Annotated in this window: 21 protein-coding genes; 10 read left to right on the top strand and 11 right to left on the bottom strand. The window is 61.6% G+C overall.

The genetic code is table 11. From position 1 onward, the window contains the following. Positions 1-367 precede the first annotated feature (367 nt). From fabI to gloB, 8 genes are all read right to left on the bottom strand, one after another. Complete coding sequence (gene fabI, locus BLU76_RS24395; RefSeq protein WP_007988438.1) at positions 368-1,162, bottom strand: enoyl-ACP reductase FabI; 795 nt, start codon at positions 1,160-1,162, stop codon at positions 368-370. A 19-nt stretch (positions 1,163-1,181) separates the two neighbouring features. Next, complete coding sequence (locus BLU76_RS24390) at positions 1,182-2,792, bottom strand: ABC transporter ATP-binding protein (RefSeq protein WP_063320731.1); 1,611 nt, start codon at positions 2,790-2,792, stop codon at positions 1,182-1,184. A 1-nt stretch (position 2,793) separates the two neighbouring features. Further along, positions 2,794-3,813, bottom strand: a complete 1,020-nt coding sequence (locus BLU76_RS24385) for an ABC transporter permease (protein ID WP_092145955.1) — start codon at positions 3,811-3,813, stop codon at positions 2,794-2,796. A gap of 1 nt (position 3,814) precedes the next feature. Beyond that, a complete protein-coding gene (locus BLU76_RS24380; RefSeq protein WP_063320733.1) occupies positions 3,815-4,888 on the bottom strand; it encodes a microcin C ABC transporter permease YejB in 1,074 nt (357 codons plus the stop codon). 4 nt (positions 4,889-4,892) lie between these two features. Beyond that, positions 4,893-6,746, bottom strand: a complete 1,854-nt coding sequence (locus tag BLU76_RS24375) for an extracellular solute-binding protein (RefSeq protein ID WP_063320734.1) — start codon at positions 6,744-6,746, stop codon at positions 4,893-4,895. Further along, positions 6,743-8,575: an extracellular solute-binding protein gene (locus BLU76_RS24370; RefSeq protein ID WP_092224787.1), complete on the bottom strand. Its 1,833-nt coding sequence runs from the start codon at positions 8,573-8,575 to the stop codon at positions 6,743-6,745. The genes BLU76_RS24375 and BLU76_RS24370 overlap by 4 nt, the downstream gene beginning before the upstream one ends. 241 nt (positions 8,576-8,816) lie before the next feature. Then, the gene (locus BLU76_RS24365) at positions 8,817-10,265 is read right to left on the bottom strand and encodes a transglycosylase SLT domain-containing protein (RefSeq protein ID WP_063320736.1); all 1,449 of its coding nucleotides are present in this window, start codon (positions 10,263-10,265) and stop codon (positions 8,817-8,819) included. A gap of 99 nt (positions 10,266-10,364) precedes the next feature. Further along, the gene (gene gloB, locus BLU76_RS24360) at positions 10,365-11,132 is read right to left on the bottom strand and encodes a hydroxyacylglutathione hydrolase (protein WP_092145951.1); all 768 of its coding nucleotides are present in this window, start codon (positions 11,130-11,132) and stop codon (positions 10,365-10,367) included. Positions 11,133-11,197: 65 nt separating this feature from the next. On the opposite strand from gloB, the gene BLU76_RS24355 reads away from it, so the two are divergent. From BLU76_RS24355 to BLU76_RS24335, 4 genes are all read left to right on the top strand, one after another. Further along, the gene (locus tag BLU76_RS24355; protein ID WP_092145949.1) at positions 11,198-11,956 is read left to right on the top strand and encodes a class I SAM-dependent methyltransferase; all 759 of its coding nucleotides are present in this window, start codon (positions 11,198-11,200) and stop codon (positions 11,954-11,956) included. Positions 11,957-12,045: 89 nt separating this feature from the next. Next, positions 12,046-12,498 (top strand): ribonuclease HI, encoded by a 453-nt coding sequence (gene rnhA, locus BLU76_RS24350; RefSeq protein WP_092145947.1) that lies wholly within the window; start codon positions 12,046-12,048, stop codon positions 12,496-12,498. Positions 12,499-12,699: 201 nt separating this feature from the next. Further along, complete coding sequence (dnaQ, locus tag BLU76_RS24345; protein ID WP_060741972.1) at positions 12,700-13,461, top strand: DNA polymerase III subunit epsilon; 762 nt, start codon at positions 12,700-12,702, stop codon at positions 13,459-13,461. A gap of 326 nt (positions 13,462-13,787) precedes the next feature. Then, positions 13,788-14,402 (top strand): GNAT family N-acetyltransferase, encoded by a 615-nt coding sequence (locus BLU76_RS24335; protein ID WP_092145943.1) that lies wholly within the window; start codon positions 13,788-13,790, stop codon positions 14,400-14,402. On the opposite strand, the gene BLU76_RS24330 is transcribed toward BLU76_RS24335, so the two are convergent. Both BLU76_RS24330 and BLU76_RS24325 read right to left on the bottom strand, forming a co-directional pair. Then, complete coding sequence (locus tag BLU76_RS24330; protein WP_092145941.1) at positions 14,368-15,261, bottom strand: LysR family transcriptional regulator; 894 nt, start codon at positions 15,259-15,261, stop codon at positions 14,368-14,370. The two genes, BLU76_RS24335 and BLU76_RS24330, sit on opposite strands and share 35 nt — an antisense overlap. A gap of 86 nt (positions 15,262-15,347) precedes the next feature. Then, positions 15,348-15,611, bottom strand: coding sequence for a hypothetical protein (locus tag BLU76_RS24325; RefSeq protein ID WP_063320740.1), 264 nt, complete (start codon positions 15,609-15,611; stop codon positions 15,348-15,350). A 185-nt stretch (positions 15,612-15,796) separates the two neighbouring features. Between BLU76_RS24325 and BLU76_RS24320 the strand changes: the two genes are divergently transcribed. The 3 genes from BLU76_RS24320 to BLU76_RS24310 all read left to right on the top strand — a co-directional run bounded on the left by BLU76_RS24320 (position 15,797) and on the right by BLU76_RS24310 (position 18,223). Next, the gene (locus BLU76_RS24320; RefSeq protein ID WP_092145939.1) at positions 15,797-16,354 is read left to right on the top strand and encodes an NADPH-dependent FMN reductase; all 558 of its coding nucleotides are present in this window, start codon (positions 15,797-15,799) and stop codon (positions 16,352-16,354) included. Between the two features lie 197 nt (positions 16,355-16,551). After that, entirely contained in the window at positions 16,552-16,902 is a 351-nt protein-coding gene (locus BLU76_RS24315) for a metalloregulator ArsR/SmtB family transcription factor (RefSeq protein WP_063320742.1), read from the top strand. A gap of 37 nt (positions 16,903-16,939) precedes the next feature. Further along, positions 16,940-18,223, top strand: coding sequence for an arsenic transporter (locus BLU76_RS24310; RefSeq protein ID WP_092145937.1), 1,284 nt, complete (start codon positions 16,940-16,942; stop codon positions 18,221-18,223). 124 nt (positions 18,224-18,347) lie between these two features. On the opposite strand, the gene BLU76_RS24305 is transcribed toward BLU76_RS24310, so the two are convergent. Then, complete coding sequence (locus BLU76_RS24305) at positions 18,348-19,313, bottom strand: DUF1853 family protein (RefSeq protein WP_092145935.1); 966 nt, start codon at positions 19,311-19,313, stop codon at positions 18,348-18,350. A gap of 271 nt (positions 19,314-19,584) precedes the next feature. Between BLU76_RS24305 and BLU76_RS24300 the strand changes: the two genes are divergently transcribed. From BLU76_RS24300 to BLU76_RS24290, 3 genes are read left to right on the top strand one after another with little or no spacing between them, the layout of a single operon-like run. Beyond that, positions 19,585-20,475, top strand: coding sequence for an NAD(+) kinase (locus BLU76_RS24300; protein ID WP_003202709.1), 891 nt, complete (start codon positions 19,585-19,587; stop codon positions 20,473-20,475). Then, entirely contained in the window at positions 20,472-21,446 is a 975-nt protein-coding gene (locus BLU76_RS24295; protein WP_170862103.1) for a metallophosphoesterase, read from the top strand. Before BLU76_RS24300 ends, BLU76_RS24295 begins: the two co-directional genes overlap by 4 nt. Next, complete coding sequence (locus BLU76_RS24290) at positions 21,443-22,315, top strand: rhomboid family intramembrane serine protease (protein WP_092145933.1); 873 nt, start codon at positions 21,443-21,445, stop codon at positions 22,313-22,315. Before BLU76_RS24295 ends, BLU76_RS24290 begins: the two co-directional genes overlap by 4 nt. The last annotated feature ends 27 nt before the right edge of the window (positions 22,316-22,342 follow it).

Here is a 22,342-nt window from a genome sequence, read left to right as displayed (position 1 = left end):
ACAAAAGCTCAAAAGCTCAAAAGCTCAAAAGCTCAAAAGCTCAAAAGCACAAAAGCACAAAAGCACAAAAGCACAAAAGCACAAAAGCACAAAAGCTCAAAAGCATCCCGGTCGATCAACCGATTTGCTCTTGAAATTGAAACTGATTCGAGGCATTCCCTTAACCCACGCCGTGCCCAATTCCCGGGGTGGGAGCTTGCTCGCGAAGGCGTCGGTACATTCATATCAATGCCAGCAGACTCACCGCCATCGCGAGCAAGCTCGCTCCCACAAGGTATTGCGGTGTAATCAGACAATCGGCAATAAAAAACGCCGCTTGGCCTTTCCAGGACGAGCGGCGTTTTTTTACGCGTGGCGCGGGTGAAGATTACTCTTCGAGGCTACCCATGGCGGTGGTGTTGAAGCCGCCGTCCACGTACATGATTTCACCGCTGATGCCCGACGCCAGGTCCGAGCACAGGAAGGCGCCGGCGTTGCCGACTTCTTCGATGGTGACGTTGCGACGCAGCGGGGTCTGCGCTTCGTTGGCGGCCAGCATCTTGCGGAAGTTCTTGATGCCGGAAGCGGCGAGGGTGCGGATCGGACCTGCCGATACGCAGTTGACGCGGGTGCCGTCCGGGCCCAGGGAGCCGGCCAGGTAACGTACGCCGGCTTCCAGGGAGGCCTTGGCCATGCCCATGACGTTGTAGTTCGGCATGGTGCGCTCGGCGCCCAGGTACGACAGGGTCAGCAGGCTGCCGTTGCGGCCTTTCATCATTTCGCGACCGGCCTTGGCCAGGGCCACGAAGCTGTAGGCGCTGATGTCGTGGGCAATGCGGAAACCTTCGCGGGTGGTGGCTTCGGTGAAGTCGCCGTCCAGTTGGTCGCCCGGGGCGAAGCCCACGGAGTGCACGATGCAGTCCAGGCCATCCCACTTCTTGCTCAGTTCTTCGAAGACCTTGGCGATTTCTTCGTCGCTGGCCACGTCGCACGGGAAGCACAGCTCAGGGCTCGAGCCCCAGCCTTGTGCGAATTCTTCGACACGACCCTTGAGTTTGTCGTTCTGATAAGTGAAGGCAAGCTCAGCGCCCTCGCGATGCATGGCGGCGGCGATGCCGGATGCGATGGACAGCTTGCTGGCGACACCGACGATCAGTACGCGCTTACCGGCGAGAAAACCCATGTGTTGCTCCTCTTTCAGGTTATTCGGCAGTTGTTGGGGCCAGGAAGGCGGCCTCCAGCAACTGCTGTGTATAGGGGTGCTGCGGCGCGGCGAATATGCTGCGGGCATCACCTTGTTCGACCACTTGGCCATGCTTGACCACCATCAACTGGTGGCTCAGCGCTTTGACGACAGCCAGGTCATGGCTGATAAACAGGTACGTCAGGTTGTACTTGGTTTGCAACGACCGCAACAGCTCCACCACTTGGCGTTGCACGGTACGGTCCAGGGCCGACGTCGGTTCATCCAGCAGAATCAACGCCGGCTTGAGCACCAGGGCCCGGGCAATGGCGATACGCTGCCGTTGCCCTCCGGAAAATTCATGGGGGTAGCGGTTCCGGGTTTCCGGGTCCAGGCCTACCTCCTTCAATGCCGCGATTATCGCTTGTTCCTGTTCGGCTTCGGTGCCGATCTTGTGGATCCGCAGGCCTTCGCCGACGATCTGGCTTACACACATCCGTGGGCTCAGGCTGCCAAACGGGTCCTGAAACACCACTTGCATCTCCCGGCGTAGCGGCCGGACTTGTTGCTGCGTCAGGCTGTCCAGCTGCTTGCCTTCGAAGCGGATCCCGCCCTGGCTGCCGATCAATCGCAGGATTGCCAGCCCCAGGGTGGATTTGCCGGAACCGCTTTCGCCGACGATACCCAGGGTCTGGCCCTGGGGCAGGCTGAAGCGGATACCGTCCACGGCCTTGATGTAGTCTACCGTGCGCTTGAACAGGCCTTTCTTGATCGGGAACCAGACTTTCAGGTCCTCGACCTGCAACAGCGGCGGGCCGACGACGTTACTCGCCGGGGTGCCGCTGGGTTCGGCGCCCAGCAGTTCCCGAGTGTACGGATGCTGCGGTGCGCGGAACAACTCTTCGCACGATGCCTGTTCGACGATGCAACCGCGCTGCATGACACATACGCGATGCGCAATTCTTCGCACCAGGTTCAAATCGTGGCTGATCAGCAGCAGCGACATGCCCAATCGCGCCTGCAATTGCTTGAGTAATTCGAGGATTTTCAGCTGGACGGTGACATCCAGCGCGGTGGTCGGCTCGTCGGCGATCAGCAGTTCCGGCTCGTTGGCCAGGGCCATGGCGATCATCACCCGCTGGCGCTGGCCGCCGGACAGCTCGTGGGGCAGGGCTTTGAGGCGCTTGTGGGGCTCGGGAATGCCGACCAGTTCCAGCAACTCGAGGGTCCGGCGGGTCGCGACCTTGCCGCTCAGGCCCTTGTGGATGCCGAGCACTTCATTGATCTGTTTTTCAATGGAGTGCAGCGGGTTGAGGGATGTCATCGGCTCCTGGAAAATCATCGCGATCCGGTTGCCGCGGATATGACGGATGGTTTTTTCCTTCAAGCCCAGCAAATTCTGGCCGGCATACTGGATGGTCCCGGTGGGGTGATGGGCCAGCGGGTAGGGCAGCAACCGCAGGATCGAGTGGGCGGTGACTGATTTGCCCGAGCCGCTTTCACCCACCAGGGCCAGGGTTTCGCCGCGCTTGATATCGAAACTGACCCCCTCGACCACACGTTGGCGGCGTTCGCCAACAATGAACTCCACCGCCAGGTCACGCACTTCGATCAGATTATCCTGGTTCATTTCATTTCCTCGGATCGAAGGCATCGCGAGCGGACTCGCCGATGAACACCAGCAGGCTCAGCATCACGGCCAGCACGGCGAACGCGCTGATGCCCAGCCATGGCGCCTGGAGGTTGGATTTGCCCTGGGCCACCAGCTCCCCCAGGGACGGTGCGCCGGGCGGCAGGCCAAAGCCGAGGAAATCCAGGGCGGTGAGGGTGCCAATGGCGCCGGTGAGGATGAACGGCATGAACGTCATGGTCGAGACCATGGCGTTGGGCAGGATGTGACGGAACATGATCGCGCCGTTCTGCATGCCCAGTGCCCGCGCCGCGCGGACGTATTCCAGGTTGCGCCCGCGCAGGAATTCGGCACGGACCACATCCACCAGGCTCATCCAGGAAAACAGCAGCATGATGCCCAGCAGCCACCAGAAGTTGGGCTGGACGAAACTGGCCAGGATGATCAGCAGGTACAGCACCGGCAGCCCGGACCAGATTTCCAGGAAGCGTTGGCCAGCCAGGTCCACCCAGCCGCCATAGAAGCCCTGCAGGGCGCCGGCGATCACGCCGATGATCGAGCTGAGCACGGTCAGCGTCAGGGCAAACAGTACCGAGATGCGGAAGCCATAGATGACCCGGGCCAGGACATCGCGGCCCTGGTCATCGGTGCCCAGCCAGTTCACGGAAGAGGGCGGTGCCGGGGCCGGGACCTTCAGGTCGTAGTTGATGCTCTGGTAGCTGAACGGAATCGGTGCCCACAGCACCCAGGCGTTCTTGGCCGCCAGCAGTTCACGGATGTACGGGCTCTTGTAGTTGGCTTCCAGCGGGAATTCGCCGCCGAACGTGGTTTCCGGGTAGCGCTTGACGGCCGGGAAGTACCAGCCGTCGTCGTAATGCACCACCAGCGGCTTGTCGTTGGCGATCAACTCGGCGCCCAGGCTCAGCCCGAACAGGATCAGGAACAGCCACAGCGACCACCAGCCACGCTTGTTGGCCTTGAACAGTTCGAAGCGGCGGCGATTGAGAGGGGACAGGTTCATCTCAATGCTCCCGGCTTTCGAAGTCGATGCGCGGATCGACAAAGGTGTAGGTCAAATCGCCGATCAGTTTCACCACCAGTCCCAGCAAGGTGAAGATGAATAGGGTGCCGAACACCACCGGGTAGTCGCGGTTGATCGCCGCTTCGAAACTCATCAGGCCCAGGCCGTCGAGGGAGAAGATCACTTCCACCAGCAGGGAGCCGGTAAAGAAGATCCCGATGAATGCCGAAGGGAAACCGGCGATCACCAGCAGCATGGCGTTGCGAAAGACGTGGCCATAGAGCACCCGGTGGCGGGTCAGGCCCTTGGCCTTGGCGGTGACCACGTATTGCTTGTTGATTTCGTCGAGGAAACTGTTCTTGGTCAGCAGGGTCATGGTGGCGAAGTTACCGATCACCAGGGCGGTCACGGGCAAGGCCAGGTGCCAGAAGTAATCGAGGATCTTGCCGCCCATGCTCAATTCGTCGAAGTTGTTGGAGGTCAGTCCGCGCAAGGGGAACCAGTCGAAATAGCTGCCGCCGGCAAACACCACGATCAGCAGGATGGCGAACAGGAACGACGGGATCGCGTAGCCGACGATGATGGCCGAGCTGGTCCAGACGTCGAAATGGCTGCCGTGCCGCGTGGCCTTGGCGATCCCCAGCGGGATCGACACCAGGTACATGATCAGCGTGCTCCACAACCCGAGGGAGATGGACACCGGCATCTTTTCCTTGATCAGGTCGATGACTTTGGCGTCGCGGAAGAAACTGTCGCCGAAGTCCAGGTGGGCGTAGTTCTTGATCATGATCCACAGGCGTTCGGGTGCCGACTTGTCAAAGCCGTACATACGCTCGATTTCCTTGACCAGCGCCGGGTCCAGGCCTTGGGCGCCGCGGTAGGAGGAACCGGCCACCGACACTTCGGCACCGCCGCCGGCAATGCGGCTGGTGGCGCCTTCGAAACCTTCGAGCTTGGCGATCATCTGCTCCACCGGCCCGCCGGGCGCGGCCTGGATGATGACGAAGTTGATCAGCAGAATGCCGAACAGGGTCGGGATGATCAGCAGCAGTCGCCGAAAAATGTAAGCCAGCATTTCGTTACTCCACGCTCGCAGGGGCGGCGATTTGCTGCTCGATGACCTGCTTCTCTACTTCATCGGCCGGCTTGACCTCCGGCTTGACCCACCAGGTGGTGGTGCCGATGTCATAGGTCGGCGTGATTTTCGGATGGCCGATGTGGTTCCAGTAGGCCACGCGCCAGGTCTTGATGTGCCAGTTCGGGATCACGTAGTAGCCCCATTGCAAAACCCGATCCAGCGCCCGGGCGTGAGCTACCAGGCTCTTGCGCGAATCGGCGTTGATCAGTTGTTCCACCAACTGGTCAACGGCTGGATCCTTAAGGCCCATGGTGTTGCGGCTGCCGGGTTTGTCGGCGGCGGCCGACATCCAGAACTCGCGCTGTTCGTTACCCGGTGAGCTGGATTGCGGGAAGCTGCCCACCACCAGGTCAAAGTCCCGGGAGCGTACGCGGTTGACGAATTGGGAGACGTCGACCCGACGGATGATCAGCTCGATGCCCAGGTCGCTCAGGTTGCGCTTGAACGGCAGCAGTATCCGTTCGAACTCGGTCTGGGCCAGCAAAAACTCCAGCACCACCGGTTTGCCTTGGGCATCGACCATCTTGTCGTCGACGATGCGCCAGCCGGCCTCTTGCAGCAATTGGTAGGCCTTGCGCTGCTGGTCGCGGATCATGCCGCTGCCGTCACACATCGACGGCTGGAAGGCGTCGGTGAAGACCTGTTCGGGAATCTTGCCGCGCAGGGGTTCGAGGATCTTCAACTCGTCTTCGCCGGGCAGCCCGGTGGCGGCCATCTCCGAATTCTCGAAATAGCTGCGGGTGCGGGCGTAGGCGCCGTTGAATAGCTGCTTGTTGGTCCACTCGAAGTCCAACAACAGGCTCAAGGCCTTGCGCACCCGTACGTCCTGGAAGATCGGCCGGCGCAGGTTGTAGACAAAACCCTGCATGCCGGTGGGGTTGCCGTTGGGGATCTGTTCCTTGATCAATCGGCCTTCGGTCACGGCTGGGATGTTGTAGGCGTTGGCCCAGTTCTTGGCGGTCATTTCCAGCCAGAAATCAAACTGCCCGGCTTTCAAGGCCTCGACCGCGACGGTGTTGTCGCGGTAGTAGTCGGTCGCCAGTACGTCGAAATTATAAAAGCCGCGATTGACCGGCAGGTCCTTGCCCCAATAGTCCTTCACTCGCTCATAACGGATCGAGCGTCCGGCCTTCACTTCAGCGACTTTGTAGGGGCCGCTGCCCAGGGGGATCTCCAGATTGCCCTTGCTGAAGTCGCGCTCGGCCCACCAGTGTTTCGGCAATACTGGCAGTTGGCCGAGGATCAACGGCAGTTCACGATTATTGGTGTGCTTGAACTTGAACAAAACCTTGAGCGGGTCTTCGGCGATGACGTCGGCGACGTCGTTGTAATAGCCGCGAAACATAGGCGCGCCGTCCTTGGTCAGGGTCTGGAAGCTGAAGACCACGTCTTCGGCGCGTACCGGATGGCCGTCGTTGAAACGGGCTTCGGGGCGCAGGTAAAAGCGCACCCAGCCATTGTCCGGGGCTTTCTCGATTTTTTCGGCGATCAGGCCATATTCAGTGAACGGTTCGTCCAGGCCCTGCTTGGCCAGGGTGTCGTAGATCAAGCCGATGTCATCGGCCGGCACGCCTTTGCTGATGAACGGGTTGAGGCTGTCGAAGCCCCCAAAACCGCCCTGGCGGAAGATTCCGCCTTTGGGCGCGTCCGGGTTGACGTAGTCGAAATGCTTGAAGTTGGCCGGGTACTTCGGCGGCTCGTTGTACAAGGTCACGGCATGCTGCGGCGCGGCGCAGGCCAGCCCGGTGAATAACAGGCTGCTGGCCTGCAGGAGCAGGGCGCGTAAAGGCTTCATTGATCTTTCTCCGAAGATTTCAGCCACCATGCGCTCAGGCCCAGGGTGTAGGGCGGCGTGGTGACGAAGGCGAACCGGTTTCGATAAGCCAGGCGATGATAATTGAGATACCAGTTGGGAATGCAGTAATGCTGCCACAGCAGCACGCGATCCAGCGCCTTGCCGGCGGCGACCTGTTCGTCGCGGGTCTGGGCGGCGAGCAGCTTTTCCAGCAGATGGTCGACCACTGGGTTGGCGATCCCGGAGTAATTCTTGCTGCCCTTGACCCCGACCTGGCTGGAGTGGAAGTACTGCCATTGCTCGAGACCCGGGCTGAGGGTCTGGCTCAAGGTCAACAGGATCATGTCGAAGTCGAACTGGTCAAGACGCTGCTTGTATTGGGCTCGGTCCACCGTGCGCAGCCGGGCCTGGATGCCGATGCTGGCGAGGTTCTCGACGTAGGGTTGCAGGATGCGCTCCAGGTTCGGGTTCACCAGCAGGATTTCGAAGCTCAGGGGCTGGCTGTCGGCGTTCAGCAGGCGTTGGCCGTTGAGGTTCCAACCTACTTGCTTCAATAACCCCAGGGCTTTACGCAGGGTTTCCCGGGGAATGCCGCGACCGTCGGTCTTGGGCAAGCTGAAGGGTTCGGTGAGCAGTTTGGCCGGCAATTGTTCCCGGTACGGCTTGAGCAGCAGCCATTCATGGCCCACCGGCAGGCCAGTGGCGGAAAACTCGCTGTTGGGGTAATAACTGAGGGTGCGCTTGTAGGCGCCGCTGAACAGGGTGCGGTTGGTCCACTCGAAATCAAACATCAGCCCCAGGGCTTCACGTACCTTGACTTCGGCAAACGTGCCGCGCCGGGTGTTCATGAACAGGCCTTGGGTCTGGGTCGGGATCTGGTGGGGAATCTGCGCCTTGATTATGTCGCCGCGCTTGATTGCCGGAAAGTCATAGCCATTGGCCCAGTTCTTGGCCTGGTGTTCGATGTAGATATCGAACTCGCCAGCCTTGAAGGCTTCGAAGGCAACTTCGCTGTCACGATAGAACTCCACGTCCATGCGGTCGTAGTTGTACTTGCCGCGATTGACCGGCAGTTCCTTGCCCCAGTAATCCTTGACTCGTTCGAACACCAGCTGGCGGCCTGGTTGCACTTTGGTGATGCGATACGGCCCGCTGCCCAGGGGCGGTTCGAAGGTCGTCGCCTTGAAATCGCGGTCTTTCCAGTAATGCTGGGGCAACACCGGCAGTTCCCCCAGGCGCAGGATCAGCAGCGGATTGCCCGCGCGCTTGAAGACAAAGCGGATTCTCCGTGGGTTGAGAATGTCGACCCGTAGCACTTCCTGCAGGTTGGTGCGGTATTGCGGATGGCCTTCCTTGAGCAGTGTCCTGTAGGAGAACGCCACGTCATAGGCGGTAATGGGCACGCCATCGTGAAAGCGCGCTTCGGGGCGCAGGTTGAACACCACCCAGCTGCGGTCCTCGCTGTACTCCACCGACTGGGCGATCAGGCCGTAGCTCGACGTCGGTTCATCACCGGACGGTGCGTACTGGCCTGTGCCGACCATCAGTGGTTCGTTCAGCTCATTGATGCCGTATTGCAGGAAATTGGGCGTGGAAACCGGGCTGCTGCCCTTGAACGTGTAGGGATTGAGCGTATCGAAGGTGCCGAATGCCATGACTCGCAAGACACCGCCCTTGGGCGCTTGCGGGTTGACCCAGTCGAAGTGGGTGAATCTGGCCGGGTACTTGAGCGTGCCGAACTGCGCATAGCCATGGCTTTCGCTGATGGTTGCGCTGGCGGGAGAGCTCAAGGCCAGGCTGATCAGGAGCAAGAGGAGGGGACGTATCAAGTCTGAGATCCGATCCAGGCGGCTTGGGCTTTATGGCCTGTACAGTAACAGCTTGTATCGGCAGGAAAAAGGCGGGGGCTCAAAGCTTCAGGGTTTGCTTGAACTGTGGCGAGGGAGCTTGCTCCCGCTGGGTTGCGAAGCGACCCCGAATCTGGCACCTCGGTGTGACAGGTGGATTGAGTCGCTGCTTTTGGGGCTGCTGCGCAACCCAGCGGGAGCAAGCTCCCTCGCCACAGGGCCGTCAGTGCGGGGAGTAGACCGTCAGCATCTGCCCAGGCTTGAGTGCCTTGCCCATCCGCGGGTTCCAGCGCTTGAGGTGCTGCATTTCCACGTTGAAGCGCTTGGCGACGACGTACAGCGAATCACCTTGCTTGACCTTGTATTGGGTCTGCTTCTTCTGGTCCTTGCTGTTGGCGGCCACCACGGTGCTGATGCGCTTGCCACGGGCCTTGCTGGCCTTGGCGTCCTGCATCACCAGGGTCTGGCCGACCTTGAGCTTGTTGCCACTGAGCTTGTTCCAGCGTTGCAGGTCCTTGGTCTGGACGTTGTTGGCCTTGGCGATCTGAGCCAGGTTGTCGCCGCGTTTGACGCGGTAGGTGCGCCTGGCACCTTCCACTTCGCTGTCGTCGGCGGATTCGAAAACCGGCTTGAGCGCGCGCTGGCTGATCAGCTCTTCCGGGCGCATGGTCGACAGGCTGGCGGTCAGCAGCTGGGCCTTGGACGTGGGCACCAACAGGTGCTGGGGGCCGTCGATGGTGGTGCGTTGCTTGAAGGCCGGGTTGAGCTGGAACAGCTCGTCTTCGTCGATGTTGGCCACCGCCGCGACCTTGGACAGGTCCATGCGCTGGTTGATCTCGACGACCTGGAAATAGGGTTCGTTGGCGATCGGGTTGAGGTTCACGCCATAGGCATCGGGCGAGAGCACCACCTGGGACAGCGCCAGCAACTTTGGCACATAGGCCTGGGTCTCGCTGGGCAGCGGCAGGTTCCAGTAGTCGGTGGGCAGGCCAAGCTTTTCGTTGCGCTCGATGGCGCGGCTGACCGTACCCTCGCCGGCGTTGTAGGCCGCCAGCGCCAGCAACCAGTCGCCGTTGAACATGTCGTGCAGGCGCGTCAGGTAGTCCAGGGCGGCCGTGGTGGAGGCGGTGATGTCGCGACGTCCGTCATAGAAGCGGGTCTGACGCAAGTTGAAGTAACGCCCCGTGGACGGGATGAATTGCCACAGGCCCACTGCGTTGGCCCGGGAATAGGCCATGGGGTTGTAGGCACTCTCGATCACCGGCAGCAACGCCAGTTCCAGCGGCATGTTGCGCTCTTCGAGGCGTTCGACGATGTAGTGGATGTACAGGCTGCCGCGCTCACCGGCGTTTTCCATGAAGGAAGGGTTGCTGGCGAACCACAGGCGCTGTTGCTCGATACGCGGGTTGACGCCGGCCGTTTCCTGCAACTGGAAGCCCTGGCGCATGCGCTCCCAGACGTCCTGGGGGACTTGAGGGCTGGGTTTCTCGGTGAGCCATACCGGCTTCTGTTTGGCGCGAGCGGCGATATTCGGTGTGTGTGCCGCGTCGGTCTGCGGCAGCTGGCTCGTGCTCTGGCAGCCCGCCAAGGTGGCGGACACAGCCACCGCGATGGCTTGAGCCAAGCGGGTCAATGTGTCTGACTGGACGGACCTGCGTATGGATGACGACATTGGCTGGAAGTAAGTTCCGGGCAAAAATGTCGGCCGATTCTAGGAAGCGCACCCCAACAGGTCAACCTTTCAGAATTTTTGTATCAATCGATAGCTGCCTTAGAACGTATCTTTCCAAGCCCTCAAGGCCGCAAAAACCTCACTCGGCGTCTGGTTTCGCTGGCCGTTCCGTTCGTCTGCTTTTTGTTTAACGGATGTTTCAGTCGTGCGCAGGAACGGATTGGTGAGTTTTTCCAGGGCCAGGGTCGAGGGCAGGGTCATGATGCCTTCGTTGCGTTGCCGGCTGACTTTTTCCAGGCGGGCAGCGACGTCCGGATTGCCGGGCTCCACGGCGGCCGCGAACTTCAGGTTGCTGAGGGTATATTCATGGGTGCAGTAGACCAGCGTATCTTCAGGCAGGGCGGCGAGGCGACTGAGCGAATGGTGCATTTGCGCAGGCGTGCCTTCGAAGAGCCGGCCGCAACCGGCGGCGAACAGGGTGTCGCCACAGAACAGCAGGCCATGGCGGTAGTAGGCAATGTGCCCGAGGGTATGGCCAGGCACGGCGTAGACATCGAAGTCCCAGCCGAGCACGCTGACCTTGTCGTTGTCATGCAGGGCCTTGTCCCGCGCCGGGATGTTTTCGCTGGCCGGGCCGTAGACGGTGGCGTTCGTCGCATTCTTCAGCGCCTGGACGCCGCCGACATGATCATGGTGATGGTGGGTGATCAAGATGTCGCTCAGGACCCAGCCCGGATGGGTCTCGAGCCAGGCCTGCACCGGAGCGGCGTCACCTGGGTCGACCACGGCGCAGCGCAGGGTGGCGTGGTCCTGTAACAACCAGATGTAGTTATCGGTGAATGCGGGCAGGGCACTGATCTGTATCATCGTGGAATTCGCCAAGCGGAAAACAAAGGCGCATCTTAGAACTTCCTGACGCGTTGGAGAATGCAATGACCGATGAAGCGTTCGCTCAGGCTGATCCTGACTGGCTGGCGTTGATCAGCGCCGCCCGTGAATGGCTGTCCGGCCCTGTCGGGCAATTTTTGCTGGAAGAAGAACGGCGCATGCTCGAAGACGAGTTGGGCCGGTTCTTCGGCGGCTATCTGGTGCACTACGGCCCTTCGGCGCAAATGCCGCCGTCGGCACCGCAAGTCCAGCGCAACGTGCGCCTGGGGGCGCCGTTGCCCGGGGTGGAAATCGTCTGCGAGGAGCAGGCCTGGCCGTTGAGCGAACATGCCGCCGACGTGGTGGTCATGCAGCACGGCCTGGATTTCTGCCTGTCGCCCCACGGTCTGTTGCGTGAGGCCGCCAGCAGCGTGCGTCCCGGCGGCCATCTGTTGATCATCGGCATCAACCCCTGGAGCGCTTGGGGCTTGCGTCATGTGTTTGCCCACGATGCCTTGCGCCAGGCCCGCTGCATCTCGGCGTCGAGGGTCGGCGACTGGCTCAACCTGCTGGGCTTTGCGCTGGAGAAACGCCGCTTCGGGTGCTATCGTCCGCCGCTCGCGTCGCCCAAGTGGCAGGCGCGCCTGGCCGGCTGGGAGCGCAAGGCCGGTGATTGGCAGCTCTCCGGTGGTGGTTTCTACCTGCTGGTGGCACGCAAGATCGCGGTCGGTCTGCGCCCGGTGCGCCAGGCGCGACGCGAGCCGATGGGCAAGCTGATTCCTTTGCCAATGGCCAAGGTCAATCGTCGCCACATCGAGCCGTAACCTTTTTCAATGGTGCTTGCCGGCATTGGGCTGCGGGTGTTGTCGGGCCTGATCGGCGGGCCTTTGCATTTTTTCCTGGATAGATTGGCATGAGCGATAACGTAGAACTCTTCACTGATGGCGCCTGCAAGGGCAACCCCGGTCCGGGCGGCTGGGGCGCGTTGCTGGTGTGCAAGGGCGTGGAGAAGGAGCTCTGGGGCGGCGAAGCCAATACCACCAACAATCGCATGGAGCTGATGGGCGCCATCCGTGGCCTGGAGGAGCTCAAGCGGCCCTGCGATGTGCTGTTGGTGACCGACTCTCAGTACGTCATGAAAGGCATCAACGAATGGATGGCGAACTGGAAGAAACGCGGCTGGAAGACGGCGGCAAAGGAACCGGTAAAAAACGCCGACCTCTGGAAGCTGCTGGATGAACAGGTCAACCGCCACAACGTCACCTGGAAATGGGTGCGCGGCCACATCGGCCACCACGGCAACGAACGGGCGGACCAGTTGGCCAATCGTGGGGTGGATGAGGTGCGGGGCTACAAGCAGGCTTGATAGAGACGTTGTCATGATCTGGAGAGGATGACACCTGTGGCGAGGGAGCTTGCTCCCGCTCGGTTGCGCAGCGACCGCCCGAAGGGGCCTGCTTCGCAGTCCAGCGGGAGCAAGCTCCCTCGCCACAGGTGCGGCACCGCGTTCCGTGAGCGTGTTAAGATCCGCGCTTTTGCAAGACTGCCCGCTGAGAGCTGAACACTGATGGCCAACAGATCTGTAGTACTGGATACCGAAACCACCGGCATGCCGGTGACCGATGGTCACCGGATTATTGAAATCGGTTGTGTCGAGCTGATCGGCCGGCGCCTGACCGGTCGCCATTTCCACGTTTACCTGCAACCGGACCGCGAAAGCGACGAAGGCGCCATTGGCGTGCACGGCATCACCAACGAATTTCTGGTGGGCAAGCCGCGTTTCGCCGAAGTGGCCGACGAGTTCTTCGAATTCATCCAGGGCGCGCAGTTGATCATCCACAACGCGGCGTTCGACGTCGGGTTCATCAACAACGAATTCGCCCTGATGGGCCAGCACGACCGGGCTGACATTACCCAGCATTGCACCATCCTCGACACCTTGATGATGGCCAGGGAACGTCACCCCGGGCAGCGCAACAGCCTCGATGCCTTGTGCAAGCGCTATGGCGTCGACAACTCCGGTCGTGAACTGCACGGCGCCTTGCTCGACTCCGAGATCCTGGCCGACGTCTACCTGACCATGACCGGCGGCCAGACCAGCCTGTCCCTGGCCGGTAACGCCTCGGACGGCAATGGTACCGGCGAAGGCTCCGGCAACCAGGCCACGGAGATCCGGCGTTTGCCCGCTGACCGCCAGCCATCGCGGATTATCCGCGCCAGCGAAAGCGACCTGGCCGAACATGCCGCGCGTCTGGAAGCCATCGCCAAGTCTGCAGGCGCTCCGGCATTGTGGACGCAGTTGGCCGAGGCACAGGCCGCCACGCACTGATGAAACCCTGTGAGAGCCATGCTGTTCATTCAAGGTAAGTAAAGAGCCTGTGGCGAGGGAGCTTGCTCCCGCTGGGCTGCGTAGCAGCCCATTTTGTGAGCGCTTCGCACTCAAGCGGGAGCAAGCTCCCTCGCCACAATGATCCAGGCAATCCTTGTGTGAGCTACTGCATCCATCGTTCATTTCTCGCCACAATCGCCACGACCTTCTACCCTGAGGTAACGGGCAGGCTACGGATCCCGCTTGATGTGTGAAGATTTGAAAGGCAAGGGCAATGGATGGCACCACGCCGTTGGTTGTCTCAAGGAATGAGGACCTTCCCCAGTATGCAACCGGTCATGAATCCCAAGCACCCCGGGTTGTCGGTGCGCGTCGTCGATGACGGCTTTGCCGCTTATATCTGGGGCAGTGACTTCAGCTTCGAAGTCAGCGACTACGCGACGGCGCAGATCGGCCGGCCCGTCAGCCAATGGCCGGTGACGCCCATTGTTCCCTATCGCAAGTGCTATGGCATCGATCCCGAGGAATTCAGCAGCTTCCGCAATGCCCCGGACAGCGAGATTTTCATGGCCTATCTCGACGACCAGCCCGTGGGGCATCTGGTCGTCAGTACCAACTGGAACGGCTACGCCCACATCGACGAGTTGGCGGTGCACGCCCCAGCCCGTCGCCACGGGGTGGCCAAGGCATTGCTCGATGTCGCCCAGTTCTGGAGCCGCAAGAAAAAACTGCCGGGCATCATGCTCGAAACCCAGAACAACAATCTGGGTGCATGCCGGCTCTATGAACGTTGCGGCTACGTGCTCGGTGGTATCGATCACCTGCGCTATCGCGGCATTGACCGACATACCGCCGAAGTGGCGTTGTTCTGGTACCGGCTGTTCGACGATCCGCTGGGCATGTCGATCAGTGGCTCAGCAACGCCTCGGCTTGTTCCGTAACCCGTTCCAGCAGCGATTGGACAGCGGGTGAGGGCGGCGTGCCGTTCAGGCTCAAGGCATAGAGGCTAATCGCAATGGCGGGCGATACCGGGCAGACGTCCAGGCCACTGCCCTTGGCACCCGAGGCAGTGAACGGGTCGACGATGGCAAGGCCTTCGCCGGCCTCGACCATCGCGCGCATCATCTGATGGGTCTGGACGCGGATCTGGATCATCGGCGCCGGACGCAGCGCCGCCAGTTTATGCTCGAACGCCGGGCTCAGCGGGTCATGGCCATCCAGGCCTACCAACGGCTGGCCTGCCAGGTCCTGGAGCGAAATGTATTTCTGTCGTGGTTGCAGCCAGCCGTGAGGTGCCAGCAATTGCAGTTTGCCCTGGGCGATCATCTGGCAATGGATGTCGGGGTGTTCGGGGTCGTGCAAGCTCAGGCCCAGGTCACTTTCACGCAACAGCAGGCTGTGGACGATGTCGCGAGTCGGTTGGCTGAGCAGGGTGCAGGGCGCATCCGGATGGCGGCGACGCAGGGCGGCGATGCTCTGGGGCAACAACTGCTGGGCCAGCGGCGGGGTGCAGATAATGCGCAAGGGTGGCGCCTGATAGTGTTTCAGGCTGCTGGCCAGGCGCTGCACCGGTTCGAGGGTGTCGTACACCCGCGTGATGCCGTCGCGCAGTTCAAGGGTTTCCCGGGTGGCCTGCAGGCGCCCGCGCACGCTGGCAAACAGCATGAAGCCCAACTGGGCCTCGGCATCGCGCAGGATCGCCTCGACCTCCGCCACCGGCAGTTGCAGCCATTCGGCCGCCGTGCCGAGGTGACCGGTCTGCAGCAGCGCCTGGATCACTTCGATGTGGCGTAAACGCATGCAAGAAGTCCATGTTCGGCGGGTGAGCCATTGAGTGGCTGAATCCTAACCCAAGTCCGGGCACGACTTCTGCTCATAACTGCCGGTTATGAAGCTATTTGCGTTTCAGTGGGTGTTTGAGCTTGCAGTGGCGTTTCCGGTTCGCGCGTCAGTTCGATTTGAGATTGCACTAGAATAAATTTTCCGTCTTCGAGTTTGTTGACTCGATCACCGATAGCCAACTTATAGGTGGTGACAGGCTCCTTGCCGTTTCCGTCGGGCGACGGGGTCGATTCCTGAAACTCATGCACCGAATAGACGCGACCTTCGGCGTCCCGCGCATGAAATTGTCCGACAAGTACTGCTGCCATCGCTTAGAACCTCTGGAAATAAATCACTCGATTTGCGGTTCTGTAGACCCTGGTCAAGCGCGGTAAGTTTTCCTACATGAAAAAAATAGTCCAGCCGCCAGGTTTTCGTCGCTCCACTGGTCCAATTGTCACCCCGATCATCTATAACTACAGGCTCCTTTGAGCCGATAGTCGAGAAGCCTCTCATGAGTAATGTCTACACAGTGGCCGTTTTGGTGGGCAGCCTGCGCAAGGCATCGATCAACCGCAAGGTGGCGCTGGCACTGGCTGACCTGGCGCCAGCGAACCTCAAGCTGAACATCGTCGAGATCGGCGAGCTACCACTTTATAACGAAGACATTGATGTAGCGCCGCCGGCAGCCTACACCACATTCCGCCAGCAGGTGGGCGCGGCCGACGCCTTGTTGTTCGTCACGCCAGAGTACAACCGCTCGGTACCGGCACCGCTGAAAAATGCCATCGATGTCGGCTCGCGTCCCTATGGCCAGAGTTGCCTGAGTGGCAAGCCGGGCGCGGTGATCAGTGCATCGCCGGGCGCCATCGGTGGTTTTGGTGCCAACCATCATTTGCGCCAGTCCCTGGTGTTCCTCAATGTGCCTTGCATGCAGCAACCGGAAGCCTACCTGAGCGGCGCCGGGACGGCGTTCGACGAGGCGGGCAATCTCTCGGAGTCCGTGCGGCCGTTCCTGCAGACATTCATCGATGCCTATGGCAAGTGGGTCGAGCAGCACAAGAAGGTCTGATGTTCCGAGGCTCCAGATAACCCCGTGGCGAGGGAGCTTGCTCCCGCTCGGTTGCGCAGCAACCGCCCGAAGGGGCCTGCTTCGCAGTCCAGCGGGAGCAAGCTCCCTCGCCACAGGTGCAACTTCAAATCCCCGCTTTACTGGATATTCGAATTTCCATATATTCGCCCCTTCGTACCTCCAGGCCGTCCTTAGCCATGTCTGATTCCCACAATCCCGTCGATGTCTTCAAGGCGCTGGCCGACGACACCCGTACGCGCATTGCGCTGCTGGTGGCCCGTGAAGGCGAGTTGTGTGTCTGTGAGCTCACCGCCGCGCTGGACCTGAGCCAGCCGAAGATCTCCCGGCACCTGGCGCAGTTGCGTAACGCCAGCCTGCTCAGCGATCGGCGCCAGGGGCAATGGGTCTACTACCGTCTGCATCCGCAGTTGCCGGCCTGGGTCAGCAATTTGCTGGAGCAGGCGTTGGCAGCCAACACGGCGTGGCTGATGGCGGATGTCGAGCGTTTGGGGGCCATGGCTGATCGTCCGGTGGCGCGTTGCTGCTGATTTCGTCTTTTCAATCCTCCTTCCAAGGCTGTTGCGCATGCTGATCGCGTCATTGATTTTCCTGCTGACCATTACGTTGGTGATCTGGCAGCCCAAGGGGCTTGGCGTCGGCTGGAGCGCGACGCTCGGCGCGCTGCTGGCGTTGTTGAGCGGGGTGGTGCAGGTCGGTGACATTGCACTGGTCTGGCAGATTATCTGGAACGCCACCGGTACGTTTGTCGCGCTGATCATCATCAGCCTGCTGCTGGACGAGGCCGGCTTCTTTGCCTGGGCGGCCTTGCATGTGGCCCGTTGGGGAAAGGGCAGCGGGCGCAAGCTGTTTGCCTTCATGGTGCTGCTGGGGGCGTTGGTGTCGGCGTTGTTCGCCAATGACGGGGCGGCGTTGATCCTGACGCCGATCGTGATCTCGATGCTGCTGGCGCTGCGTTTTTCCCCGGCGGCGACCCTGGCATTCGTGATGGGCGCCGGTTTCATTGCCGACAGCGCGAGCCTGCCGCTGGTGGTGTCGAACCTGGTGAACATCGTCTCGGCGGACTTCTTCGGCATTGGCTTCAACCGCTACGCGGCGGTCATGGTGCCGGTGAACCTGGTCAGCGTGGCGGCCAGCCTGGCGATCTTGCTGTGGTTCTTTCGTCGCGACATCCCGGGTAACTACGACCCCGATCAACTGGACGATCCGGCGACGGCGATCCACGACAAGGCAACGTTTTATGCCGGCTGGGTGGTGCTGGTGATCCTGCTGCTGGGCTGCTTTGCGCTGGAGCCGCTGGGGATTCCCATCAGCGCGATCTCAGCGGTCTGCGCTGCGTTGCTGCTGGCGGTCGCGGCCCGCGGTCACAAGATTTCCACCCGCAAGGCGATGAAGGAAGCGCCCTGGCAGATCGTGATCTTCTCCCTCGGCATGTACCTGGTGGTCTATGGCCTGCGCAATGCCGGGCTGACCGGCTACCTGGCCCATTGGCTTGACGGCTTTGCCGAATATGGCGTGTGGGGGGCGGCCATGGGCACCGGCGTGCTGACGGCGTTGCTCTCGTCGGCCATGAACAATTTGCCGACGGTGCTGGTCGGCGCCTTGTCCATCGATGCCAGCCAGGCCACCGGGGTGGTGAAGGAGGCGATGATCTACGCCAACGTCATCGGCAGCGACCTGGGCCCGAAAATCACCCCGATCGGCAGCCTGGCGACTTTGCTGTGGTTGCATGTGCTGGAGCGCAAGAACATCCGGATCGGCTGGGGGTACTACTTCAAGGTCGGGATCGTGCTGACGGTGCCGGTGTTGCTGGTGACGTTGGCGGCGCTGGCGGTGCGGTTGTCCTTCTAGGCCAGACCGAATTGACGTCGAGCAAGCTCGCTCCCACATTGGAGTGCAACTTCCTCTAGGAATGTGACCCCTTGTGGGACAAGCGAGCTTGCTCGCGATGAGGCCCTGACAGGCAGCACAAGGCTCAGCTGTTACCCGGCACATCCGGCCAAAGATCGGCCACCAGGAATAGCCGCTCAGCTTCTTCCCACTCGCCCTCGGCATTTTCAGTCAGGCGCACCATCAGTTGCGCCGGCGCCATCGGGTCGAGGGCCATTCGCCAGGCCTCCAGTTGCTCGGTGCTCCAGGTCTGCTCCGCCGGATAATGGGCCGGGGCCAACCAGGCGGCGCGGGGCAGGGGTTGCCAGCGCCCAGGTGGACGCTGGGCGATGAATGCAGGCCAATCCCGCTGATGCAGCCAACTGCCCCGCAAATGCCGGGGGTGCGCACCGGTCGGCGGGTCGGCGTGGCCCGGCCAGGGGTAGAGCAGGTAGCCGCCGAGCCAGAGCTCGGAGCGGAATACCTCGAGGCCGGTCGGCTCAATACCCAGTGCCGCCAGGGCCTCACGGCTTTCCGGGCGGGCCGAGATCGGCAACTGGTGTTCGCGCAGATGGGCCAGCTTGCGGTCAAGCCGGTCATGGCAACCCGGACCCAGCCATTGCGCGGCGTCCCGCCCGTGACCTTGTTGCGGGCCGAGGTACAACTTGATCGCCAACTCCAGATGATGGATGCCGTCACGATCGCGTAGCAGCAGGTCCAGTTCGCCCAGGGTATGGCCTTCGTGGCGGATCGGCAGGTTCGCGGCAATCAGCTCGATGCCGGGAGCGTGCTGCACGGCGAACTGCCACAGCCTTTCGTAATACAGGCCCAGGCGTCGCGTCCGTCCCAGGGACAGGCAGTGCAGCAGCGGGTAGCTGTCGCGGTCCAGTTGTCGCAGCCAGTGTTCCAGTCGATGGGGATCCTGCACCCAGTCACTGCCGGCCAGGGGATGGCGCTGGGGCCAGGGCGTGTCGATGAGCATCGGCGGGGCGATGATCGCCCACGCGAGGTCGCGCACTTCGGGATGGCGCAGGCGGCGGGGCAAGTCCAGCAATTCAGGGAACAGGATCATTTTGCGAGCATAGCCGCTATGCGGCCAATGCTGTCAATTCAGGAAGGTAAAGACCCTGTGGCAAGGGAGCTTGCTCCCGCTGGACTGCGAAGCAGGCCCCTTGGGGCGGTTGCTGCGCAACCGAGCGGGAGCAAGCTCCCTCGCCACGGTGATTCAGGTACCCCTTGAATAACAGCATTGCGCCACGGTGAAGGCTTAAAGAATTTTGTCTATGGAGCGCTTTCGCCCATAATCGTGTTTTTCGCCCGCCGCAGACCCTCGCAGGAGCCTCATGGAGCAATTTCGCAATATCGGCATCATCGGTCGCCTGGGCAGTTCGCAGGTGTTGGACACCGTTCGCCGTCTCAAACGTTTCCTCCTGGAGCGACACCTGCATGTGATCCTCGAAGACACCATCGCCGAAGTCTTGCCGGGCCATGGCCTGCAGACGTCGTCGCGCAAGATGCTGGGCGAGGTCTGCGACATGGTCATCGTGGTCGGCGGCGACGGCAGCCTGCTGGGGGCTGCCCGGGCCCTGGCGCGGCACAACATCCCGGTGCTGGGGATCAACCGGGGCAGCCTGGGGTTCCTCACCGATATCCGCCCTGACGAGCTGGAAACCAAGGTCGCCGAGGTGCTGGACGGCCACTACCTGGTGGAAAACCGTTTCCTGCTGCAAGCCGAGGTCCGTCGTCACGCCGAGGCCATCGGCCAGGGCGATGCCCTCAATGACGTGGTGCTGCACCCCGGCAAGTCCACGCGCATGATCGAATTCGAGCTGTACATCGACGGCCAGTTCGTCTGCAGCCAGAAGGCCGACGGCCTGATCGTCGCGACCCCGACCGGTTCCACGGCCTACGCACTGTCGGCCGGCGGACCGATCATGCACCCCAAGCTCGACGCTATTGTGATTGTGCCCATGTACCCCCATACCTTGTCTGGGCGACCGATTGTGGTCGATGGCAACAGTGAGCTGAAAATCGTCGTGTCCAAGGATATGCAGATCTACCCGCAAGTGTCCTGTGACGGCCAGAACCATTTCACCTGCGCGCCGGGTGACACCATCACCGTCAGCAAAAAAGCGCAGAAGCTGCGCCTGATCCATCCGCTGGATCACAATTACTATGAAGTCTGCCGGACCAAACTCGGCTGGGGAAGTCGGTTGGGGGGTGGAGGCGACTGATGCTCGATCCTGCGCGCAGTTACGATTTGATCGGTGACGTGCACGGATGCGCCCTGACCCTGGAACACCTGCTGGACCGACTCGGTTACCACAAGCAGGGCGGGGTCTGGCGGCATCCGTCGCGCATGGCTGTGTTCCTGGGGGACATCATCGACCGTGGCCCGCGGATCCGCGAGGCGCTGCACATCGTCCACGACATGGTCGTGGCCGGCCAGGCGCTGTGCATCATGGGCAACCACGAGTTCAATGCCCTGGGCTGGAGCACACCGGCATTGCCGGGCAGTGGCCAGCGCTACGTGCGCGAACACACGCCACGCCATGCCCGCCTGCTCAACGAGACCCTGACTCAGTTCGAGCAGCATCCCGGCGACTGGCATGACTTTCTCAAGTGGTTCTATGAGCTGCCGCTGTTTGTCGACGCCGGCCGGTTCCGGGTGGTGCATGCCTGTTGGGACTCCGGCCTGATCGAACCGCTGCGTGGCCTGTTCCCGGATGGTTGTGTCGACGAACATTTCCTCCAGGCCTCGGCGCAACCGGGCAGTTTTGCCTGCACGGTATTCGATCGTTTGCTGCGCGGCACCGACATGCGCCTGCCCCATGGCCTGACGCTGACCGGTGGCGATGGCCTGACCCGTTCGTTTTTCCGCACCAAGTTCTGGGAAGACAACCCGCAGACCTACGGCGACATCGTCTTCCAGCCCGACGCCTTGCCGGAACCGGTGGCCCGTACGCCGCTGTCGCCGGATGAAAAAAACAACCTGCTGCGCTATGGCGTCCACGAACCGCTGTTGTTCGTCGGCCACTACTGGCGCAGCGGCAAACCCGCGCCGATCCGCCCGAACCTGGCCTGCCTGGATTACAGCGCGGTGCTCTACGGCAAGCTGGTCGCCTATCGCCTCGACCAGGAAACCCGCCTGGATCCGCACAAGTTCGTCTGGGTCGATGTCGAGCGGCCGGAGGTGCTGCAATGAGTGTCGTCGCGGTATTGCGCCTGCCCCTGGCAGCGGACTTGAGTGGCTTCGTCAAGCTGCTGCAACGCATGCAGGTACCCCATCGTGTCAGCGAAGAGGCCGGCGAGCAGGTGCTTTGGGTGCCGGATGAAATCAGTGAGGATGTGCGTTCGTTGTACGCACGTTTTCCCGCCGGCGATCCCGATCAGCAGTTGGAACTGCCCAACACGGGTGGCACTTCCCGGCGAGCGGGGTTCGTCCAGCAACTGACGCGCAGTCCAGTGACGGCCGTGGTGTTGTTGCTGAGCCTGAGCGTCAGCGCGGTCACCCTGCTGGGGGAGAATCTTGAGATCCTGCGCTGGCTGACCTTCCTCGAGTTCCGCGTCGTTGGCGACTACATCCAGTTCACGCCGTTGGCCGATAGCCTGGCGGCGGGGCAGTGGTGGCGCCTGGTGACGCCGATGCTGATTCACTTTGGCTTTCTGCACATCGCCATGAATGGCATGTGGTACTGGGAACTGGGACGGCGGATCGAAGCGCGCCAGGGCGGCATCAACTTGTTGGGGCTGACGCTGCTGTTCAGCCTCGTCTCCAATTTTGCCCAGTACTTTTTCAGCGGCCCGACACTGTTCGGTGGGTTGTCGGGGGTGTTGTACGGCTTGCTGGGCCATTGCTGGATCTACCAACTGCTTGCACCGAACCCGGCCTATCACTTGCCCCGCGGGGTGTTGGTGATGATGCTGGTGTGGTTGCTGCTGTGCCTGTCCGGGCTGGTTTCGCTGATCGGTTTCGGTGAAATCGCCAATGCGGCTCACGTCGGCGGGCTGCTCGTCGGGTGCTTCACGGGGTTGTTGGGCGGGCTGTTCGCTCGCCGTAAAATGGCCCTTTGACCGGCACCTGTGCCTTTTGAGAATGCG

Origin of the sequence: Pseudomonas sp. NFACC08-1, assembly GCF_900106735.1 — a bacterium.
GTDB lineage: Bacteria > Pseudomonadota > Gammaproteobacteria > Pseudomonadales > Pseudomonadaceae > Aquipseudomonas > Aquipseudomonas fluorescens_Q.
The sequence above is the reverse complement of the archived record's forward strand: the minus strand, read 5'-3'. Positions and strand labels throughout refer to the sequence as shown.

Excerpts from the sequence above, each read along its gene's own strand:
- fabI (WP_007988438.1), bottom strand. The coding sequence starts at position 1,162 with ATGGGTTTTCTCGCCGGTAAGCGCGTACTGATCGTCGGTGTCGCCAGC.
- BLU76_RS24390 (WP_063320731.1), bottom strand. The coding sequence starts at position 2,792 with ATGAACCAGGATAATCTGATCGAAGTGCGTGACCTGGCGGTGGAGTTC.
- BLU76_RS24385 (WP_092145955.1), bottom strand. The coding sequence starts at position 3,813 with ATGAACCTGTCCCCTCTCAATCGCCGCCGCTTCGAACTGTTCAAGGCC.
- BLU76_RS24380 (WP_063320733.1), bottom strand. The coding sequence starts at position 4,888 with ATGCTGGCTTACATTTTTCGGCGACTGCTGCTGATCATCCCGACCCTG.
- BLU76_RS24375 (WP_063320734.1), bottom strand. The coding sequence starts at position 6,746 with ATGAAGCCTTTACGCGCCCTGCTCCTGCAGGCCAGCAGCCTGTTATTC.
- BLU76_RS24365 (WP_063320736.1), bottom strand. The coding sequence starts at position 10,265 with ATGTCGTCATCCATACGCAGGTCCGTCCAGTCAGACACATTGACCCGC.
- gloB (WP_092145951.1), bottom strand. The coding sequence starts at position 11,132 with ATGATACAGATCAGTGCCCTGCCCGCATTCACCGATAACTACATCTGG.
- BLU76_RS24355 (WP_092145949.1), top strand. The coding sequence starts at position 11,198 with ATGACCGATGAAGCGTTCGCTCAGGCTGATCCTGACTGGCTGGCGTTG.
- rnhA (WP_092145947.1), top strand. The coding sequence starts at position 12,046 with ATGAGCGATAACGTAGAACTCTTCACTGATGGCGCCTGCAAGGGCAAC.
- dnaQ (WP_060741972.1), top strand. The coding sequence starts at position 12,700 with ATGGCCAACAGATCTGTAGTACTGGATACCGAAACCACCGGCATGCCG.
- BLU76_RS24335 (WP_092145943.1), top strand. The coding sequence starts at position 13,788 with ATGCAACCGGTCATGAATCCCAAGCACCCCGGGTTGTCGGTGCGCGTC.
- BLU76_RS24330 (WP_092145941.1), bottom strand. The coding sequence starts at position 15,261 with ATGCGTTTACGCCACATCGAAGTGATCCAGGCGCTGCTGCAGACCGGT.
- BLU76_RS24325 (WP_063320740.1), bottom strand. The coding sequence starts at position 15,611 with ATGGCAGCAGTACTTGTCGGACAATTTCATGCGCGGGACGCCGAAGGT.
- BLU76_RS24320 (WP_092145939.1), top strand. The coding sequence starts at position 15,797 with ATGAGTAATGTCTACACAGTGGCCGTTTTGGTGGGCAGCCTGCGCAAG.
- BLU76_RS24315 (WP_063320742.1), top strand. The coding sequence starts at position 16,552 with ATGTCTGATTCCCACAATCCCGTCGATGTCTTCAAGGCGCTGGCCGAC.
- BLU76_RS24310 (WP_092145937.1), top strand. The coding sequence starts at position 16,940 with ATGCTGATCGCGTCATTGATTTTCCTGCTGACCATTACGTTGGTGATC.
- BLU76_RS24305 (WP_092145935.1), bottom strand. The coding sequence starts at position 19,313 with ATGATCCTGTTCCCTGAATTGCTGGACTTGCCCCGCCGCCTGCGCCAT.
- BLU76_RS24300 (WP_003202709.1), top strand. The coding sequence starts at position 19,585 with ATGGAGCAATTTCGCAATATCGGCATCATCGGTCGCCTGGGCAGTTCG.
- BLU76_RS24290 (WP_092145933.1), top strand. The coding sequence starts at position 21,443 with ATGAGTGTCGTCGCGGTATTGCGCCTGCCCCTGGCAGCGGACTTGAGT.